The 19,360-nt window shown below is 64.0% G+C and carries 18 protein-coding genes; 5 read left to right on the forward strand and 13 right to left on the reverse strand.

Annotation, left to right across the window (positions count from 1 at the left end):
• Positions 1–235 precede the first annotated feature (235 nt).
• On the reverse strand, positions 236–805 hold the full coding sequence (locus ACOEQ1_RS11230) for a class I SAM-dependent methyltransferase (RefSeq protein ID WP_419759334.1): 570 nt from the start codon (positions 803–805) through the stop codon (positions 236–238).
• A 361-nt stretch (positions 806–1,166) separates the two neighbouring features.
• Here ACOEQ1_RS11230 and ACOEQ1_RS11235 point away from each other — a divergent pair, with 361 nt between their 5' ends.
• Entirely contained in the window at positions 1,167–1,676 is a 510-nt protein-coding gene (locus tag ACOEQ1_RS11235; RefSeq protein WP_419759335.1) for a molybdopterin-dependent oxidoreductase, read from the forward strand.
• Positions 1,677–1,790: 114 nt separating this feature from the next.
• On the opposite strand, the gene ACOEQ1_RS11240 is transcribed toward ACOEQ1_RS11235, so the two are convergent.
• The 10 genes from ACOEQ1_RS11240 to ACOEQ1_RS11285 all read right to left on the reverse strand — a co-directional run bounded on the left by ACOEQ1_RS11240 (position 1,791) and on the right by ACOEQ1_RS11285 (position 12,320).
• Positions 1,791–2,264 (reverse strand): ribose-5-phosphate isomerase, encoded by a 474-nt coding sequence (locus ACOEQ1_RS11240; protein WP_419759336.1) that lies wholly within the window; start codon positions 2,262–2,264, stop codon positions 1,791–1,793.
• An 83-nt stretch (positions 2,265–2,347) separates the two neighbouring features.
• A complete protein-coding gene (locus ACOEQ1_RS11245; RefSeq protein WP_419759337.1) occupies positions 2,348–3,991 on the reverse strand; it encodes a dihydroxyacetone kinase family protein in 1,644 nt (547 codons plus the stop codon).
• Positions 3,992–4,045: 54 nt separating this feature from the next.
• On the reverse strand, positions 4,046–5,008 hold the full coding sequence (locus tag ACOEQ1_RS11250) for a D-ribose ABC transporter substrate-binding protein (RefSeq protein WP_419759338.1): 963 nt from the start codon (positions 5,006–5,008) through the stop codon (positions 4,046–4,048).
• Between the two features lie 35 nt (positions 5,009–5,043).
• On the reverse strand, positions 5,044–6,210 hold the full coding sequence (locus tag ACOEQ1_RS11255) for an ABC transporter permease (RefSeq protein ID WP_419759339.1): 1,167 nt from the start codon (positions 6,208–6,210) through the stop codon (positions 5,044–5,046).
• Positions 6,210–7,733, reverse strand: a complete 1,524-nt coding sequence (locus tag ACOEQ1_RS11260; protein WP_419759340.1) for a sugar ABC transporter ATP-binding protein — start codon at positions 7,731–7,733, stop codon at positions 6,210–6,212. The genes ACOEQ1_RS11255 and ACOEQ1_RS11260 overlap by 1 nt, the downstream gene beginning before the upstream one ends.
• Positions 7,734–7,735: 2 nt before the next feature.
• Positions 7,736–8,392 (reverse strand): DUF2291 family protein, encoded by a 657-nt coding sequence (locus ACOEQ1_RS11265; protein ID WP_419759341.1) that lies wholly within the window; start codon positions 8,390–8,392, stop codon positions 7,736–7,738.
• 33 nt (positions 8,393–8,425) lie between these two features.
• Positions 8,426–9,454 (reverse strand): sugar-binding transcriptional regulator, encoded by a 1,029-nt coding sequence (locus ACOEQ1_RS11270; RefSeq protein ID WP_419759342.1) that lies wholly within the window; start codon positions 9,452–9,454, stop codon positions 8,426–8,428.
• A 27-nt stretch (positions 9,455–9,481) separates the two neighbouring features.
• The gene (locus tag ACOEQ1_RS11275) at positions 9,482–10,585 is read right to left on the reverse strand and encodes an MDR/zinc-dependent alcohol dehydrogenase-like family protein (protein WP_419759343.1); all 1,104 of its coding nucleotides are present in this window, start codon (positions 10,583–10,585) and stop codon (positions 9,482–9,484) included.
• Between the two features lie 62 nt (positions 10,586–10,647).
• Positions 10,648–11,301, reverse strand: coding sequence for a dihydroxyacetone kinase subunit DhaL (gene dhaL / locus ACOEQ1_RS11280; protein ID WP_419759344.1), 654 nt, complete (start codon positions 11,299–11,301; stop codon positions 10,648–10,650).
• A complete protein-coding gene (locus tag ACOEQ1_RS11285) occupies positions 11,298–12,320 on the reverse strand; it encodes a dihydroxyacetone kinase subunit DhaK (protein WP_419759345.1) in 1,023 nt (340 codons plus the stop codon). Before ACOEQ1_RS11285 ends, dhaL begins: the two co-directional genes overlap by 4 nt.
• 559 nt (positions 12,321–12,879) lie before the next feature.
• Between ACOEQ1_RS11285 and ACOEQ1_RS11290 the strand changes: the two genes are divergently transcribed.
• From ACOEQ1_RS11290 to ACOEQ1_RS11300, 3 genes are all read left to right on the forward strand, one after another.
• Complete coding sequence (locus ACOEQ1_RS11290) at positions 12,880–13,149, forward strand: HU family DNA-binding protein (RefSeq protein WP_419759346.1); 270 nt, start codon at positions 12,880–12,882, stop codon at positions 13,147–13,149.
• A 40-nt stretch (positions 13,150–13,189) separates the two neighbouring features.
• Complete coding sequence (locus tag ACOEQ1_RS11295) at positions 13,190–14,284, forward strand: NAD(P)/FAD-dependent oxidoreductase (protein ID WP_419759347.1); 1,095 nt, start codon at positions 13,190–13,192, stop codon at positions 14,282–14,284.
• Positions 14,285–14,578: 294 nt separating this feature from the next.
• On the forward strand, positions 14,579–16,246 hold the full coding sequence (locus ACOEQ1_RS11300) for a VRR-NUC domain-containing protein (RefSeq protein ID WP_419759348.1): 1,668 nt from the start codon (positions 14,579–14,581) through the stop codon (positions 16,244–16,246).
• Here ACOEQ1_RS11300 and ACOEQ1_RS11305 read toward each other — a convergent pair.
• On the reverse strand, positions 16,243–16,914 hold the full coding sequence (locus ACOEQ1_RS11305; protein ID WP_419759349.1) for a cysteine hydrolase family protein: 672 nt from the start codon (positions 16,912–16,914) through the stop codon (positions 16,243–16,245). The genes ACOEQ1_RS11300 and ACOEQ1_RS11305 overlap by 4 nt on opposite strands.
• A gap of 131 nt (positions 16,915–17,045) precedes the next feature.
• Between ACOEQ1_RS11305 and galE the strand changes: the two genes are divergently transcribed.
• Entirely contained in the window at positions 17,046–18,068 is a 1,023-nt protein-coding gene (galE, locus tag ACOEQ1_RS11310; RefSeq protein WP_419759350.1) for a UDP-glucose 4-epimerase GalE, read from the forward strand.
• On the opposite strand, the gene ACOEQ1_RS11315 is transcribed toward galE, so the two are convergent.
• Positions 18,036–18,977, reverse strand: a complete 942-nt coding sequence (locus ACOEQ1_RS11315) for a hypothetical protein (RefSeq protein WP_419759351.1) — start codon at positions 18,975–18,977, stop codon at positions 18,036–18,038. The genes galE and ACOEQ1_RS11315 overlap by 33 nt on opposite strands.
• Positions 18,978–19,360 lie beyond the last annotated feature (383 nt).

Genomic DNA, 19,360 nt, shown 5'->3' on the forward strand with positions numbered 1-19,360 from the left:
GGTTGTACTGCGGCGGGACCCGCGCTCTACGCTTAATCAGACGGCCGAGGGAGTTCTTCACGGCTCCCGCTAGGTCATTTATGCAGTCGGAACCGGTAACGGCACCTTAAAGCGAGCAGCTCATGGTAGGCGCACCCCCGAAGACTGCTACTTTCGGTGGCAATCGTTGAGTGCATGACCCCTGCGTTGCGGAGCCAGCCGCACCTGCGCCGCCCCTGGTTCCGCAACGCAGGGGTCACACCATGATGAACCCCGTCGGCAGCAGTGCGACGTTATCCCGTAGAGTTTCCACCTCGACCCTGGGATGCGGCCCCTTGAAGGCGATATGCCAGTCCTCCGTAATGCTTTCGAAACGCAGGCCGGCAAGCGCGCAGAGGTTACGCAGGCTTTTCTGGGAAAACAGACTGACGTGTCCATTTCGTGGCCCGGCATACCACCAGTCTCCACGAATGACATCGATGTCGTCGGGCTGAAGCTTCGTCGAGAATATGACGCAGCCGGCCGGGGCGAGGCAGGCGCTCCAGTCTTCAACGAACACCTTTGGGAAAGGCATGTGTTCAACCACCTCGGCGCTAAAGATCACGTCGACCGGGCCGCACGGAAGGATGTTGAAGTCAGGGTTGAGCGCGTCGTAGTTTTCGATTGGGAAATCACCCGAGACCAACCGGGAAAGCAGCCCGTTCCCGGCACCGTAGTCCAGCACCTTGGGGCGCTTTCCTGAAAGGAAAGATTGCTCCAGCACAGCCCTCAGAAAGCGGGCATTGTTCTGCGGCCTGATCCTGGGATAGAGGGGATCGAACTTCACATAATCTTCATTGTAAATCTTTCGCTTCAATTCTTCAGCGGACCAAGTATCCAGAAAGGATGTAAAGATGAAACTGCAATCTTCACACCGGAAATACTCGACGGGCTCGCCAGACGAAGTCCCGGGAGGCGGGAGCTGAAGATTGCAATGCTTCCCGGACGACACCGTTGCGAAAGATCTGCTTGATCCTCCACAAATCTTGCATTCTGTCATAACCATTCAGAATTTTATACTCCATTAGGTCAGGGTGGGGTATAGAACGGCAGCGCGGCCATGTCATCCCAGAGCCGAACGGTATCGGTCATTAGTGAGACAGAGCGAGGAATGAATGGTTGGAGTAGCTAGCTTAGGACGCCGTCAGGTGATTGCCGGCATCGGCATTGCCGGAGCCGCGATGGCGGTCGGGCGTCCAAGCGCGTTCGCCGACAGCGTCGCCCCTGTCCCGGTTCCTAAAGGGCCGATCATCCTAACGATTTCGGGAAAGATCACGGCCCACAACATGGGCAGCAAGGTCGCTTTCGATATGGCCACGCTCGAAGCGGTTGCTCAGGACGGGTTTACGACGGCCAATCCCTGGACCCCGCGGGCGGACTTCACCGGGGTGTTGTTCACGAAACTGTTGCAGAGGGTGGGGGGCCACGGAAAGACGGCCCTCGCCTACGCCCTCAACGACTACGTCGTCGAAATACCGCTAGGCGATATGTCGGAGGACGGTCCGTTGCTCGCGACGAAGATGAATGGACAATACATGCCGGTGGCCCATTACGGCCCCCTCTTCGTCATGTACAACTTCTCCAAGCATCATGAATGGCTGAAGAACGACATGTATGCCCGGTGCATCTGGCAAATGCAGAGCATGGTCATCACCTGACCGGCTCGCCGTCGAGCGTCCCGCCCGGGCGCCCGTCACAGCCGCCTGCCGCGCGTAGCCCAGGCAGGCGCAGCCGCCATAGGGTCACCGCCAGCATGGAAGCCGTCGGGTCGCTTATTGCGGCTGCGTCGCCTCATAAGCACTGATCGCCGCGACCTTGGCAGCCGACGACGACTTCGGATCGAACCGGTGCGACAGCCATTCCTTGACCAATGCACGAGCCAGTTCAAGGCCGATGACCCGCTCGCCCATGCACAACACCTGGGCATCGTTGCTGAGAATGGCGCGCTGGACCGAATAAACGTCATGGGCCGTCACGGCGCGGATGCCGGGCACCTTGTTGGCGCTGATGGCGACGCCGAGGCCTGTGCCGCAGATCAGCAAGGCCCGATCCGCGCGGCCCTCGGCCACCATGCGAGCCGCCGTTACCGCGATGTGGGGATAAGCCGTCGTCTCGTTTGCGGCCACACCAACGTCGATGACCTCGGCGACCCGTTCGTCGTGGCGTAGATCGCTCGCCAGCACGTCCCTCATCCGGGTTCCGGCGTCGTCGCAACCGATCACGATGGTGAATTTCGACTCAGTCATGGGTCTCTCCTTGTAGGTTAGACAGCACCCGGGCGCAGAGGGCGAAGGAAACGGCACCGGCATCCGGATGGCCGATGCTGCGCTCAGCCAAGGGGACGCGCGCGCCCCAGCCTCGGCCGCAGCTGCGCCGTGGCCTCAGCCGCATTCGCAGCCACTTCGGCCGACCGGCGCCAAGCCAAGGCAGCGCCGCAGCCCGCCGAGGTTTCCGCCGACAGGCTGGCCACGAAGGGCGCTAAGGCATCGACCAGCGTCTTGTCGCCGGGTTTAGCGCCTCCGATGGTCATGACGCTTTCCAACGCCTGCTCGGCCGCGAGCCTCACCCGATCGGCAGTCACACTTGCAGTGTCGCTCAGGGCCCGGGCGGCGGCGAGTAGCCCCAAACCCCATATTGCCCCGGAAGTGCCGCCGGCACGGTCGGCCCAGGCATTTGCCCCTGCCGCGAGAACGCTAGCCGCACCCGCGCCCGCCTTGGAGGCCGCCTGCGCCGCCGCCGCCGCGGCCGCCGAGCCTCGCGCCATTCCTTGTCCGTGGTCGCCGTCGCCGGCCTGGGCGTCGATGCGGCCAAGATCGGCCTCGGCCTCCTTCAACGCCGCGGCCAGACGGGCGAACCCGCCCGCGATGATCCGTCCGCTCGCCTGCGACTGCGGCGAAGCGGCAGGCCAAAGCGGGAGGCTGGACGGGCCGGCCAAACCCCGCTCGGCTTCGGTCTCTTCGGCAGGCGCGACCTCACCTACCGCACCGATGCGGAGCGCCGCCGTGTCACAAGGCGCAAGCCAGAAGGCTTCCAGCGCGTCGTCGAGCCAAGTGAAGGTCAGCGAGCAGCCCTCCATGTCGAGGCTGGTCACATACTCGCCCACAAGAGGCGCGACGGCGGTAAGGCCAGCCTCTCGCAGTTCCGCCGCGACCGAGCCCCAGAGCACGAACAGCTCCTCCTGCTTGGTGCTGCCCAAACCGTTGAGGATCACGGCAACACGCGAGCCTGCGCCCTCGGGCGCCTCTTCCAGAAGCCGGCGCACGAGCAGCGCCGCGAGTTCGGACGCCGGGACGATGGGGCTCTCGCCGATGCCGGGCTCGCCATGAATGCCCAGGCCAATCCCCATCTGGCCGCCGGGGACCGCAAACAGGGGCCCCGCCGCTCCCGGCAAAGTGCAGCCGCCGAAAGCCACGCCAAAGGACCGCGTGCGGTCGTTCGCAGCCCGCGCGACAAGCTCGACGGCGTCGAGGCTGAGGCCCGCCTCGGCGGCGGCGCCTGCGATCTTGAATACAGCCACGTCGCCGGCCACGCCGCGGCGGCGCGCGATCTCGTGGGTGGCGGCGCTTGCGATGTCATCGGTCACCGGCAGCACGCGGACGTCGATGCCCTCGCTACGCAGCCGTTCGGCGGCGGCACCGAAGTTCAGCACGTCGCCGGCGTAGTTGCCGAAACCCAGGAGAATGCCGCCACCGCGATGGGCGCGGGCGGCGACATCGTGCACCAGCCGCGTCGATGGCGAGGCGAAGACATCGCCGGCGACGGCGGCATCGGCAAAGCCGGGCCCGACGTAGCCGGCAAAGGCCGGGTAATGACCGCTGCCGCCGCCGATGACGACGGCGACCTTGCCCGCGGGTGTTGCCGTGGCGCGCAGAACACCCCCGGGGACGGCGCGCACCAGCCGCGGATGGATGGCGCAGAAGCCCTGAAGGGCTTGCTCTGCGAACGCCTCGGGCGCGTCAAGAAGATGAGTCATCGTTATATGAACCTAAGGAGGAAGTGCCCGCTCGGACACTCCCCCCGATCGTCATTACTGCTTGAGCGTGAACGGCGCCGTGTAGTCACCGACATTAGCCTTGGTGAGGAGCACGCAATCGAAAAGCTGCTTCTCGCTCGCGGCACCCGTCTTGCCGGTTTTCAGATAAGAGTCCGCCTCGTCCACCGCCTTTGCCGCGAAGACCGCCACCGGCTGGAGAACGGTGTACTGCAGCTCGCCGGCTTTGATAGCAGCGACGGCATCAGGCGAACCGTCGAAACCACCGACCTTGATGCCCGACAGCTTGCCGGCTTCTTTCAGCGCCGCGATTGCCCCCAGCGCCATCTCGTCGTTGCCGCTGATGACGCCGATGATGTTCGGGTGCGCCTGCAACAGGCTCTGCATCTTGTCGTGGCCCTGGGTCCGGTCCCAGTTCGCCACCTGCGAGCCGACCTTCACGAGGCCTGGATACTGGCTCAGCACCGTCTCGTAGCCGTTGGAGCGCGTGGCCGCGTTGTTGTCGGCCGGGTTGCCGAGCAGTTCGACGTAGTTGCCCTGCTGGCCGACGTCCTTCACCCATTCCTCGGCGCCGAGCGCCGCGCCCTGCGCGTTGTTGGAAACAAGCTGAGCCTTGGCCAGACCCTGCTGGTTGATCTCGGCGTTGACCAGGAAAACAGGGATGTTCGCGGCGACGGCCTTCTTGACGGCACCGATCGAGCCGCTCGCATTGGCGGGGTCGAGGATGATCGCCACGGACTTGTTGGTGATCGCGGTGTCGATGAGGTTGCTCTCGGTGTTCGTATCGCCTTTGGAGGCGCCGACGGTCGCCTTGTAGCCGAGCTTCTCAGCTTCGGCGGCGGCAACCTTGCCCTCGGTGTACCAGTAGGCGTTTGCCGGATCATTGACGATAATCGAGATCAGGCCGCCGGCAGCGGAGGCCCGCGTGGTGACGCCGCCAACCAGCGGAAGTGCCATCGCACAGGCCGCGAGCAAGAGACGTCTCGTCTTGTTGGACATAGGTCGTTTCCCTCTGAATGAGTCTTTGAGACCGGTCACCCGGCAGTCCTCTCACGCGCGGGCTCGGCGATCGTCGCGCGGCCCCCCGTTACCTGAGAAGGCGATTGGCCGTCGGCAGCGCCAGGGCGCTTGACGCGGCGGCGATATTGAACGGCGTTGAGCAGCACCGCGAGCACGATGACCCCGCCGGTGAAAACCGTCTGCCAGTAGGACGAGATTCCGATGATGACGAGCCCGTCCGAGAGGAAGCCGATGACGAAGGCGCCGAGCAGCGTGCCGCGGATATTGCCGCGGCCACCGGTGAGGGCGGCACCGCCCACGACCACGGCGGCGATCGCTGTCAGTTCGTAGGACGTGCCGGCGGTGGGGCCCGCTGAGGTGAGCTGGCTGTCCAGGATGAGCCCGGCGGCGGCCGCGCACATGCCGGAGCAGACATAGACCAGAACCTGCACCATCTTCACCGGCACACCGGAAAGCTCGGCTGCGCGTTCGTTACCGCCGGACGCGTAGAGCCAGCGGCCGAAGGCGGTGCGGTTCAACACGAGGCTCCCGGCGCCCGCGATGACGATCATGACAACGACACCGATCGGGACGTCAAAGAGACGGTTGAAGCCGAGCCAGTTGAACCCGGTGTTCCCACGATCCGCCTGTCCACCGAGGTTGTTGTAGGTGAGGCCGTTCGTCATGAGCAGCGCCAGACCGCGCACGACATACATCACGCCGAGGGTCGCGACGAAGGCCGGCACCTTGAAGCGCGCGATGAGCACGCCATTGACGAGGCCTACAAATCCGCCGAGCGCGACCGCGAGCACCACGACCACCCAGACGGATGGGTAGAGCACGACACCGAAAGCCTTGAGCGTGACGCCTTGCATCAGGAAGCCGGCGACGACGCCGGAGAAGCCGAGCGTCGACCCGACCGACAGATCGATGCCGCCATTGAGGATGACGAGCAGCATGCCGATCGCGAGAATCCCGAAGATCGCCACATGCGACGACATCGTGAGGAAGTTGCTCAGCGAGAAGTAATACGGCGACAGGATCGAGAAGACGATGATGATGGCGATGAGCGCGAAAAACGCGCGGCCCTTCAGCAACAGCCGGCCCAGTTCGAATCCCTCGCTGAGCGCCGCCGGGCGAGAGCCAGTCAGATTGCCGCTGGTTTCGGCCATGGTCGGGGGAACTCCGCTCTTCTTGCTCATCAGGCGATCACGGCTTCGCCGGAGGCGGCCATGATTTCCTCTTTGGTGACGTTGGACCCGAACTGCGCCGAAATCCGGCCGCGGCGCATGACGATGATGCGATGCGCGATGCTCAGGCACTCGGCGACTTCCGAAGTCGAAAAAATGACGGCGAGGCCGCGCGCCGCGCGCTCGGCGAGCAGGCGGAAGACCTCGCCCTTGGCTCCGATGTCGATGCCGCGGCTGGGTTCGTCGAGCAGGATGACGCGCGGACCTGTCGTCAGCATCTTGCCGATGACGACCTTCTGCTGGTTGCCGCCCGACAGCGAGCCGATCGGCGCGTCGCCGCCCGCCGTCTTCACGTGAACGCTGCGGATCGTCTCCGTGACCATCCTCTTTTCCCGCGCGGGCGAAAGCAGCAATCGTCTTGCGAACGCGCCGATACTGGCGAGCGACAGGTTTTCGCCGACCGACATCGTCTGCACCAGACCGTCCCGCTGCCGATCCTCGGGGACCAACGCGAGGCCTTTCGCAATGCGGTCCGCGATGCTGAGGCGTGACACGTCCTCGCCTTCGAGCAGAACCTGGCCGCCCGCCATCGGCACCCGTCCGGCGACGCATTCCAGAAGCTCGGTGCGGCCAGCGCCCATCAACCCGTAGATGCAGACGATCTCGCCCGCGCGAACATCGAGCGACATGCGGTCGACGACAAAACTCTCGCCACCGGACGCATCGGCGACACTCACATCCCGCACCGAGAGTGCGACCTCGCCGAAGGCATAGCCGGTAGGCGGGGAACCGAGATCGAAGTTCTCGCCCACCATGTTGCGGACGATCCATTCGAGGTCGATATCGCGCGCCTCGGCATTGGCCGTCATCGCGCCATCCCGCAGCACCACGGCATAGTCGGTGATCTGCAACGCCTCTTCGAGATGGTGCGAGATATAGACGATCGAAACGCCGCGGCTGGTGAGGTCGCGGATGACCCGAAACAGCACCTCGACCTCGGAGGCGCTGAGGGCCGAGGTCGGCTCGTCCATGATGAGAATGCGCGAGTTGACCGACAGGGCGCGGGCGATTTCGACGATCTGCTGCTGGCCGAGGCGCAGATCCTCGACGAGCGTCATCGGGTCGATCGCCTCCTCGAGATCCGTCATCAGCGCGCGGGCCTGACGGGCTTCCTCGGCAAAGTCGATCCCCGTCGGGGTGCGGAGTTCGCGCCCCATGAAGATGTTGTCGCGGACGCTGAGGTTTGGCGCGAGGCTCAGCTCCTGATGGATGATCGAGATACCGCGATCCCTCGCCTCGGCGGCGCTGGCGAAGCTCACCACCTCTCCGTCCAGCAGGATGGTGCCGGCGGTCGGGGTCGCCACACCTGAGAGAATTTTCATGAGCGTCGACTTCCCGGCGCCGTTCTCGCCGAAAAGCGTCGTGACCTTGCCACGATGGATATCGAAGTTGACGCCCTTCAGCGCGTGCGTGCTGCCGTAGATCTTGGTGATGTTGCGCGCCGAGAGGACGGCATCCGGGGCGGTTGGCAACATGCTCATTGCACCTGCAGCTTGACCGGGGTGATGAGCCAGCTATTCGGTACGACGAGCTGGAAGGCGCCGACGACCGAGACGGTCTTGCCGGTCAGCTTGGCGGTATCGACCTTCGCCAGAACCTGGCTCTTGATCTCGTTGTTGAGTGCGGAACCGGCATTCTGGTAGTCGATCTGATTTGTGAACTGGCCGAAGTTGATGGTGCCGGTGGCGTCGCGCACATCGGTCCCGTTGATCGCCGGCCCCGTCTGCACCCGCACCGTGACCCCCGGCGAGACGCCGGGAACGTTGATCGTGTAGACGCCGAACATCGCCTTGCCCGCGACCCCGGTGAACTTGACCGAGAACTCAGGCCCGATCTCGCCAGGAACGCCATATTTGGTTCCCGCGGCCGCGGAGTCCTTGGCGATGGCGGCGGCCAAGGTTGCGGCATCGACGGCGTGGCTTTCGATCAGCGACTGGATCTTAGGGAACTCGGCCTCGCCATAGGCGGCGGGATCGAAGGCGCCGGGCTGGGCCGCGACCTGCGAGCGGAGGCTGACAACCTTTGTATTCAAGCCCATCGCCACGAGAAGCACGATGACGGCAACCGCCGCCCATACAGCCCGAAGCTTGGGCTTGGCCTGCCTGCGCGTGTCGGTAGCCACCGATGTACTCATGAAAGGACGACCTGTCGCTTGCTGTTGGATAGGCTAGTTGAGAGCGGTCGGGCGCTGGAGCCGCGTTGCATCGTCCAGGCCCAACAGCGTGTGGGCGTTGCTGAGGCTGGTCGCCAGAGTGTTGATGGTGCTCGTACGCAGCGCGCCCAGGATGCCCGCTGCCTTGGTGTTTTCGCTCGCCACCGCGATGACGTTAGGGATACGTCGCAGTTCCGGGGTGGTCAGACCGATGATGCGGCCCTGCATCCCGAGGCTGCTCGGCCGCCCCTGAATGTCGAAGAAATCATACCCCATCATGTCGCCAATCGTGCCGGAGAGCCTTGCCTCGGTGACTTCCTTGGGCGTGAACCAGCCCATCCGGACCATGTTGCTGTCTTCGCTGAGATCACCCACACCGATGAGTGCGATGTCGGCCCTCCGGGCTCGATCCAGCGTTTGCCGCACAGTCTCATTCTGCATCAGCGCCAGGCGCGATTCCGGATTGTCGACGAGCGCCGGTGCATACAGCGTCTCGCTTTCGCCCCCGAAGCGGGCGGCGAGGCGGCGGCAGATATGGTCCGGGTTCATGAATTCGCCCGCCCGCAGCGAACCGCCGATGGCCGAAACGAAGGTGACCGCGCGCTGGTTCGGCGACACGAGACCATCGGCGACCGCCCCGATGTTTCGCCCCATTCCGACAGCGACAATCATGCCATCCTGCAGCTGCCGGTTCAGATAGACTCCAACGAGGCTTGCCAAGGCAACACGCTGGGTCTCCTGGTCCCGATGATCGACCGCCACGATCAGGCGTTCGATGCCGAAGCGCCGGATGAACTCCTGCTCGATCTTGGCAGCCACTCCCGGATGCGGCCGCACCGTAATCTCGACGATGCCCTCCTCGCGTGCCCGTTTGAGCAGACGGCCGATCTTGGCCCGCGACATCCCGAACTTGTGGGACAGCTCCTCCTGCGTGACCTGATCAGCATAATAGAGACCCGCGATATCGGCGATGATATCGAGCTCCGCATCCTTCAGCTCATCGAGCCGCGGCGGCTGCCAGGGCCGTCGTGCCGTCTGCACCATCTGTCCGCGCCCCGGCCGATCCCCGGCCTATGGTATCAGGATCGTCTTGATCGAGTTCTCGCCCTTCTTCATCAGGTCGAAGCCCTTCTGGAAGTCCTTCAGAGGCAGCGTATGGGTGACGACACCCTCCGTCGGCAAACGGCCGTCGGCGATGGCAGCGATCGTGAACGGGTAACAGTAGGGCCCGAGATGCGCGCCATAGATGTCGAGGTGCTTGCGGTCGCCGATGATGCTCCAATCGGCGGTTACCTCCTCGCCGAAGACGCTGAACTCGACGAAGCGGCCGAGCTTGCGGATCATCTGCAGGCCTTGCCGCACGCTGGAGGGATGGCCGGTCGCCTCGATATAGACATCGCAACCGTAGCCTTCCGTCATCTCCTTCACGCGGGCGACGACATCCTCCTCGAGCGGGTTCATCACCAGATCCGCGCCAAACTTCTTGGCGAGCGCCAGCCGGTCGGGCTTGGTGTCGAGCACAATGAGCTTGGTCGGGTTCTTCAGCCGCGCGGCGCCGACCATGCCGAGGCCGAGCGTGCCGGCGCCCGCCAGCACCACGATGTCGTCGAGTTCGATCTTGGCCCGGTTGACGGCGTGGACGGAGCAGGCGAATGGCTCGATGAGCGCCGCAGCGTCAAGAGCGAGGCCCTCCGGCACATGGTAGGTTCGCGAGGTCTTCGGGAACCGCATGTAGCGGGCCATGGCGCCGTTCACGTTGTTCTGGAAACCATAGAGGTCGTGCTTCTCGCACATCCAGTATTCGCCGCGCCCGCAGTATCGGCAGTTCTCGCATGGCACGATCTGCTCGGAGATGAGCCGGTCGCCGACCTTGAAGCGGCCGGCGCGCTCGATGTTCTCGCCGACCTCCACCGCGCGGCCGAGAAATTCGTGGCCCGGGATCATCGGCGCCTTGACGTATTTCGGCTGACCCTTGTCGTCGCCCCAGAAGGACGGCGCCCCCTGGTAGCACTTGATGTCGCCGGCGCAGATGCCGACAGCTTCGACTTCGATGATGATGTCGTCAGGCCCGGCGCGAGGAACCTCGACCTGCTCGAAGCGGTAGTCACCCGGTGCGTAGGCAACGACGGCATCCATCGTCGCCGGGAGATCGTTACGGAGTGTCGTGCTGCTCATCGAGCGGGACTCCCTTGTATTGTTCGAATGTTCCGTCGGTTCTTTTTGCGAGAACGATCCGCTTAGGCGCTCAAACGCTGAACAAGCCCATCAGCGAGCGCCGACAGGATCATGGTGCAGGAGGCGGCACCCGCGTCCAATGTCCCCCGAGACCGCTCACCAAGCCGGCTCGCACGGCCAACTTTGGCAATCATGCCGCGTGTGGCTTCAAGCCCGGCTTCGGCGGCGGTCTTCATCGCCAGAAGCGACTCCGCAAACGTCTCGCTGCCGCCATGCGATGCATCGAACGCCTCGCCGGCCGGGACGAGCACATCGACGAGCGTCTTATCACCCGGCTTGGCTTCGCCCAGGCCCTGCACCGCGGCGAGGCCGGCCTTCAGCATGCCGGAGAAATGCGCCGCATCCAGCCTGTCCGTGTTGTCCAGCACCTCGGCCATATCGGTGAAGAAGGTGCCGTAGAGCGGTCCCATCGACCCACCGATGTCGCTCAACAGCGTGTCGCCCAGCGTCGCCAGCCCCTGCGGCAGAGTAAAGTCGCCCATGGCGCGAAGGCGTTCGCCCGCCATGCGAAAGCCCTTGCCCATGTTGACGCCGTGATCGCCATCACCGGTCTGGCCGTCGATTTCGCTGAGCTTGCCTTGCTCGCGCACGATGACATCCACAAGATCGAATAGAATTGGTCCGGCCTCGACGAGGCTGACGCTATCGCGGCTCATCGCGCAATGACCGTGAGGCCGAGGGAATGCGCAGGCGTCGCCAGCAGCCGGTCAAGTTCTGCATCGAGGCGGGTAACGGTGATGGAGGCACCCATCATTTCGAGCGACGTAAAGTAGTTGCCGACGAAGCGATGGCGCGCGGTGATGCCGCGCTCGCGCAGGATGGCGTCGACATGTCCATAGAGTATGTATGTTTCCATGATCGGCGTGGCGCCGAGACCGGAGATGAGCACGGCGACATCCTCGCCGCCGGCGATACCTGTGTCTTCTAGAATTCGCTCCATCATGAGGCTCGCCATGTCATGGGCAGACTGGATGGGCATGACGGCAACGCCGGGCTCGCCATGGTGGCCGATGCCGACTTCCATCATGCCCGGCGCGATGGTGAAGTTGGGCTTGCCCGCCGCCGGAATTGTGCAGGCGGAGAGACCGATGCCAACGCTGCCGGTGTTGTCGATCGCCTTCTGGGCGACGGCGATCACCTCGTCCAGCGTCCCGCCCTCGTCGGCGCAGGCGCCCGCGGCCTTCCACATGATGATTTCGCCTGCGACTCCGCGGCGTTTCTCGCGCTCGGTGCGCGGCGCAGAAGCAACATCGTCATTGGCGACGACGGTGCGGATGGTGAGCCCGTCCTTTGCCGCAAGCTTCATCGCCATCTTCACGTTCATGTTGTCCCCGGCATAGTTGCCGTAGAGACAGGCGACGCCCGCGCCTTGATCAGCCGCCTTGAAGGCCTCATGGAAGCTTTTGGCAGTGGGCGACGCAAAGATCTCACCGCACGCAACCGCATCGCAGAGCCCAGCGCCGACAAAGCCGAGAAAAGCGGGCTCGTGGCCGGAACCGCCGCCCGTAACGATACCAACTTTGCCCGCTCCGCGATGTTTCGCGGCGCGGAGGACACGAGGATGCTCGGTCGGCATCAGAATGTCGGGGTAGGCCAGAAGGACGCCTCGGATGGCCTCGTCTGCCACCTGCTCCGGATCGTTGATGATCCTGTTCACGACAGCAGGCCTCGGCATGCGCTGCGGCTATCCTTCATGATGTCGCTCCCAACGGTTCTTCTTGTTGGCCGAATGTTGTCCCCACCGGAGCAATTGTCAATGGCCGCGAGCAACGGCGCAGCCGCGTCGAACGGCGAAAGATTGTCGCAATTTGGCGAGGGAGCCGGTTTTCCCCGTAAAATCCGGTTATCGGTGTAATCGGAGCTGGATTAACGCCGAGCGACTGCTCATGAAGCCGTTCTACCGCGATCTAATGAGCACCCGGCTGAATTTTCGCTCTTCACATTTACATGATAATGACAAAGCCAGGGATTTGTTTCGCTGGGCGCCTGCTTCGCGCTCGTCGGGGCGTTATTGACCGGACAACCTGACGAAGCGGAGCTTTTGAGCCGGCTTGATACCGGCCTCTTCTGGGAAGGCTGCATAACATGCTGATAGGCATTGGCACAAATCGACTTATAGAATTTAAAGCTTAAACGGCAGACAGTTCTGGAAAGAATGAAGATGATCGCGGGGCTTGCAACTGCGAACGAACTGCATTAGGGGCGGCAGACCCCCATGCTTCAGGAATCCAGTTATGAGTAAAGCCTTTATCGCTTCGGTTCTTCAAGACTCGCTAGAATGCACGGGCGTCGCCGCTAATCGTGCCGCTGCGTCATTGATCGACGCGATCGTTCATGAGCTGAAGACGACAGGCGGATTTACGCTTCCGTCTTTTGGCACCTTCACTGTTCGTAAGACCAAGGCACGGAAGGCACTCAATCCGCGCACGGGCGAACCGGTCAAGGTGAAGGCCGGCAAGACGGTCCGCTTCAAGGCCAGCCCGTCGCTCAAGAAAGATGTCTGAACCATCAGCATCCTCGAATCGCCAGTAATTTGACGGCGCCATGAAAAGCCGGCGCCATGTCATCGTCGTCGGTGCCGGGATCATCGGCGCTTCCGTCGCCTGGCATCTCGCCGAAGCCGGCGCGCGGGTGACTGTCCTGGACGCGCAGGAGCCGGGCGGCATCGCGACCCGGGTCTCCTGGGCCTGGATCAATGCGAGCTTCGGGAATCCCGAGCCATACTTCCGGCTTCGGCGGCATGCCATGCAGGAATGGCATCGGCTTGCGGCCGCAGTCCCAGGCGTTGGCCTCGCCCGAACCGGCAGCCTGTTCTGGGGTCGGCCACCGGCTGAACTCGAAGCATTTGCCGCGGAGCACGGCGCCTGGGGCTATGGCGTCCGAAGCGTCTCCCGCGCCGAAGCGGCGGCGATCGAACCGCATCTCGTTTCGCCGCCTGAAATGGCAGTCCATGTTGCTGAGGAAGGCGTGGTCGAACCGCTCGTCGCCGCGCAAGCAATTCTCGCCGGCGCGCAGCACCTGGGCGCGACAGTTATAGCGCACCGGCGTGTCCGCTCGCTCATCTGCGCCGGGAACCGAGTGACGGGCGTCGATACCGATAGCGGACTGCTTCAGGCCGATGAGGTCGTGGTGGCGGGCGGCGTCGGTTCATCCCGTATTCTGGCAACCGCGGACGTGTCCTTGCCGATGCGGACCTCTCCCGGGCTCGTCGTGGCGACGGCGCCGCATCCCCCGACCCTGAACGGCCTTCTCATCACGCCGACAATGGAACTGCGGCAGACAACGGAGGGGCGGTTCCTCGCGGTCGGCGAAATTGAGGACGGTCAGGCGGAGGGCCGCGTCGACGAAAGCGCCTCGGAGTTGTTCGCGGCCGTAAAAGGCATGGTCGACACCGGGTCGACGCTGGCGCCGGGAACCCACGCCGTCGCCTACCGGTCGATCCCGCGGGATGGTTTTCCGGCGGTCGGACGCACCGCCGGGTTACTGGGCCTCTATGCAGCCGTCACCCACTCCGGGATTACGCTTGCGCCAGCCATCGGACAATTCGCCGCCGAGGAATTGCTGACCGGGCAGCGCAACCCGCTTCTCGCCCCCTATGGCATGGGCCGGTTCGCCGCGCAGGATCAGAGCAGCACGTAATCCTGCGGCAGCAGCGGCAGCGGCGTCTTGGCCCTCAGCGCGCAGCCACCCGGCCGCCGTGGCAAAATCCTCGCCGCGCAATTGCGCCCGCACCGCATGGGCGAAGGCGATTGAGCGCAACACGAGCTGGCGTTGGGTTGTCTCCTCTGCCGGGAGTTGCGGTGATGATCGGGCCCCGCAGGATGAAGAGCAAGCCGAAGAGAGTGGGCCGGGGCCTAAGGATCATGCGCGTGTGCTTGCAGGAGTTTGCAGGAAGAAGTGCTTGGCTTTTCTCTTTTAAGTGCGGCGATTACGATGCGCCTCATGCTGATCTCGTCACCTCCGCAAACGACTGACGGCACCGCCTATTATCTCGACCATTTCCGGCAGGTGCTCGAGGCGGTCCGCCAGCGCTACGGCTTTCTCCTCGACCCGGCGGAGCACGCGCATATCAGCCGTATCGAGACGCTCCGGCCGCCGGCGCAGATGCTCTATGCGAGGCTTGTGAACCGCAAAGGTCCCTGCTTCCGGCGCGACCGCCTCTCCTACCCGGAGATCCCGGCGCTCGACACCGCCGTCGCGGACCTTGTGGCGCAAGACCTTCTCGTGCCCTGCGAGTCGAGCCTGTCAGCGGCATTCAGTCCAAGGCTGTACGGCTGTTTCACGCTCGCCGAACTCCGGGCGAGCTTGGCTGGGCACCGGCGGCCGGGCCCGGCTCGGAAGGCGGACCTCCTCGTATGGTTGCAGACATGGGAGGGCGGCGCCGAGTGGCTCGCGGGGCTGCTTTCCCGGAATCCTGTGCTGCGTCTGCCGGAGCGTGACCCTTGGCCGTTCCTCCGCTTTCTGTTCTTCGGTGAGTTGCGCGACAACCTCTCCGACTTTGTGACCCGTGAACTTGGTCACTTCGTGACCGAGATCGTGGAGCCGCATAAGCTCCGCGCGCAATTTGAAACGCGGCAGGCCGCCCTGGACGCCTACCGCATGGCCCGTCTCTACGAGGAATTCCGCGCCTTGCGGGACGCTCAGCCCATTATGGAGACGTGGCATTGGTGGCATGCCCAGGCGATCGACCGTTCGGCGCTGGCCGCTGGCGTGACGACATTCGATCGTCTGGTGGATCGGCTCGGCCGGCGTCTGGAGCGTGACGGCGCGATTGCGGAGGCGCTCAGCGTCTACGCCACGAGCCCCGCGCCGCCCGCGCGGGAACGGAGGGCGCGCCTGCTGCTCAAGGAGGGCCAGCGCGACGAGGCGATCGGGCTGCTCCAGACGATGGCGGCCGACGGGGCCGATGGCGAGGAGGCCTATGTGGCGCGCCAACTTCTGGCACGGCTCGCGAAAACCAGCCGACGCAGCGAGGCGCGGCAATATCAGCAGAACAGCCCTCGCATCATGCTGGAGGAGGCTGGGCTCACTGTTGAAACCGCGACACTTGGGCACTACCGCCAGGCCGGGTGGAATGGGGTGCATTCCGAGAACTGGCTCTGGAACGCGATCTTCGGTCTGCTGCTTTGGGACATCATCTACGATCCGGATGTCGGCGCGTTCCACTCGCCGCTGCAATTCGCCCCTGCCGATCTTCATGCTCCGGAATTTTACGAGCGGCGAAAGGCGCGCATCGAGGGCCGGCTCGCCTTGCTGGATGACCCGGCTGGGAGCTTCGCGGTTATGGCGAAGCACCATGACGAGAAGCGTGGGATCGCGAACCCGTTCGTGTCCTGGCATGGAGATCTGCTGGCGCTGATCCGCATCGTCATCGACCGCCTGCCCGCGACTGGGCTAAGCGCGGTGCTGCGCCGGTTCGCGCAGGACACCAAAGGCCGGTCGAGGGGCTTCCCCGACTTGTTCCTATGGACCGACACCGACTACCGGTTCGTCGAGGTCAAGTCCGAGAACGACCAGCTTTCGGCCGCGCAGTACCAATGGCTCAGGTTCCTCGACGCGTCGGGCATCGCCGTATCGCTGGACCGCGTCCAGCGAGCTTAGGCGAGGCTTGCGAGGACGGCGCCGGAGTTGGAAACCGAGCCGAAGACGCCGCCCTGCATCTTGATCATCCTGATGGCATGATCGTGATTGGCGCGGTCGGTCGCGGCGCAGCAGTCCTCAAGCAGCAGGCATTCGAAACCACGGTCGTTGGCGTCCCGCATCGTGGTGTGGACGCAGACGTCGGTGGTAATGCCGGTCAGAATTAAATTGCGTATTCCACGGATGCGCAGCAGCAGCTCGAGGTCGGTGGCGTAGAAGCTGCCTTTCCCGGGCTTGTCGATGATCGGTTCGTCCGCAACGGGCGCCAGTTCGGGTATTATCTCCCAGCCGGGCTCGCCGCGCACGAGGATGCGGCCACAGGGGCCAGGGTCGCCGATGCCCGCACCGATCTGGCGGGACCGCCAGCGCTTGTTGGCCGGGAGATCAGCGAGATCAGGCCGATGGCCTTCCCGCGTGTGGAAAATGTGATAGCCGCCGGAGCGCATTGCCGCGAGAACGCTGGCAATCGGCGCGATAGGCGCGCGCGTGAGCCCGATGTCATAGCCCATGGCGTCGACGTAGCCACCCTCGCCGCAGAAGTCCGTCTGCATGTCGATAATGATGAGCGCGGTATCCGCCGGGGTCATCACGCCGTCGAAGGGCCAGTCGTAGGGGTCGGCCTTGATCATATCCTCTGCCCTCTCAGCTGATGGAAGTTTTTGACGAGCTTGCCTTTCGACGCAAGCGTTGACTGGCCGAGGCGCGGAACTGTAGAGGTCGCCTCCTGACGTCTGCCCATAGCGAACAGGTGACCGCGTCCATGCCTCGAGCACGTTATCTTGTGACAGGCGGCGCCGGCTTCGTCGGCAGCCATATCGTTGCCGCTCTGCTGGAGCGCGATGCCGAGGTCGTCGTCTTCGACAACCTTTCGATCGGCCATCGGGCAGCGGTGCTGCCAGGCGCGCAACTCGTCGTCGGCGACCTTGCCGACCAGGCCGCGATGGACAGCGTCGTCGGCGCCGGACCTTGGGACGCCGTGTTCCATTTCGCCGCCCTCTCACTGGTCGGCGAGAGCGTGCGGCTCCCGTTCAAATACCTGCTCGAGAACGGCGTGAACGGCATCCGGCTCATCGAGGCCTGCGTGCGTCATCAGGTGCCGCGTTTCGTGCTGTCCTCCACCGCCAACCTGTTCGGGACGCCGGAACGGATGCCGATCGACGAGGGGGTGCGGGTCGATCCGGCCTCACCCTACGGCGAGAGCAAGTTCATGATCGAACGCGCGCTGTTCTGGGCGAACGAGATCCACGGCCTGCGAAGCGCGTGCCTGCGCTACTTCAATGCGGCGGGCGCCGACCCGCAAGGCCGTCTGGGCGAGGATCATGACCCTGAAACCCACCTCATCCCGCTCGCCATCGATGCGGTCCTGGGCCGGCGACCGCCGCTCGCGATCTTCGGCACTGACTATGCGACGCCCGACGGGACCTGCATCCGCGACTACGTGCATGTCACCGACCTCGCGGACGCGCACATCCGGGTGCTCGGTCAACTCAACGATCGCAGCGTGCGCTACAATGTCGGCACGGGCCGTGGCTACTCAGTGAAGGAGATCACGGAGGCCGTCGGCCGGATCGCGGGGCGGCCGGTGCCGGCCGAGCTGGGGCCGCGCCGGATGGGCGACGCCCCCATGCTGATTGCCGGCGCCGAGGCGCTGCGCACCGATACGGGCTGGGCGCCTCGCTTCACGGATGTGGATGAGGTCGTCGAGACCGCATTCCGCTGGCGGGAGGCTCATCCCGGCGGCTACGGGCCGTCAGGCGAAGATCTCCGGATTGCTGCAAAGTAGATCGCGCATCGCCGAATACTGCGGACCGAAGGAGAAGTGGCCGGCGACGACTGCCGTTGTCACAACGATCGGACGCGAATGCACCATCGCAGCCGCGCAGAGGCAGGCTTCATCACCGCCGAGCGTGCTCATCTTCGCCACGTGCTTGTGCCGGGGAACAGCGAAATAACCGATCTGCTCCCAGAACTCGCGCTCGAAGGCGATGATCCCGATGCTGAACTGAATGGGGCTTAACAGCTCCCGGCGCTTCATGCCCTGAAGACGCGCGGCGAGGCCCTCCAGCGGCGCCGTGCGCTCCCAGATCCACCGTGCCGCTGCGGGGCTTTTATGCAGAGGAAGCCCCGCCGTCGCAATCCGGGCCGTGCCGAACGTCGCCTCATACTCCTCGAGAAGACCGAGCATCTCGAGGAGATAGCGGTAGCAGAAGCCGTTGAGCGGGATCATCGGCGCAACCAGTCCTGGATCGACCGTGCCTTCGATCTTGATCCGCCTGTACTCGGCCAGGAGATCCGTGATCGTGTTCGGCAGGACGAACATGTCCTCGTCGAGCTTCACGATCATCTTGGCCCGGTCGTGCAGGCGGAAGCAAACGTTCTGCGCCAGCGAAACATCGTTGGTCGCCGTGCTGAGATAGCTCCACCCTTCCCTGGCGCAAAGCTCCGACAGAGCCTGATGGCGCAGCCCAGGGGAGATGAGGCAGACATCGGCCTCAGGCAGTGCCGCCTTGAGCCGCGGAAGGACCAATGGCCAAAGGTCCTCCTTGTAGCCTGCCAACATGGCGACCACAGTGCGCGCGCCCGTCCGGCGATCGTCGAAGGTGAAGCGGTCATTCAGCTTAGAATAGGTCTGGGCTGCGACCACGCCTCCCTTCAGCAAACCATAGGCCCGGGATGAGAGGGATGGACGCACCGCCGGCGCCTTTGGCTGCCGGAAAGCGATCGCTGCAGCGGAATCTTCCAAAGCCGACATCTTCATCCTGCACACATGGGTCATTTCCGTATTCCCGACGGGATCGCGGTGTGCTGCATCCTCTTTCTCGGCAACTTCTTTCGCAATGCAGCACAATGACTTGGCAAGTTGCCTTGAGGTTTCATCCTTTCGAAGTAGAGCCATTATCCACTTTTGGCAGTTGAGGCTCCGGCGCTTTGAGCGCGAAACTTCTTGCGTGATTTAGCCCGCACACTCGGACACGTCGACGGCGTGGAGACAGGTGTACGTCTTAAAGCCACCATCGCATCTTAACGGTGCTGCCATAATTTCGCGTTGCACAAATATCGCCAGTACGGTGATGA

It is taken from the genome of Acidisoma sp., from assembly GCF_965199065.1.
Taxonomy (GTDB): domain Bacteria; phylum Pseudomonadota; class Alphaproteobacteria; order Acetobacterales; family Acetobacteraceae; genus Acidisoma.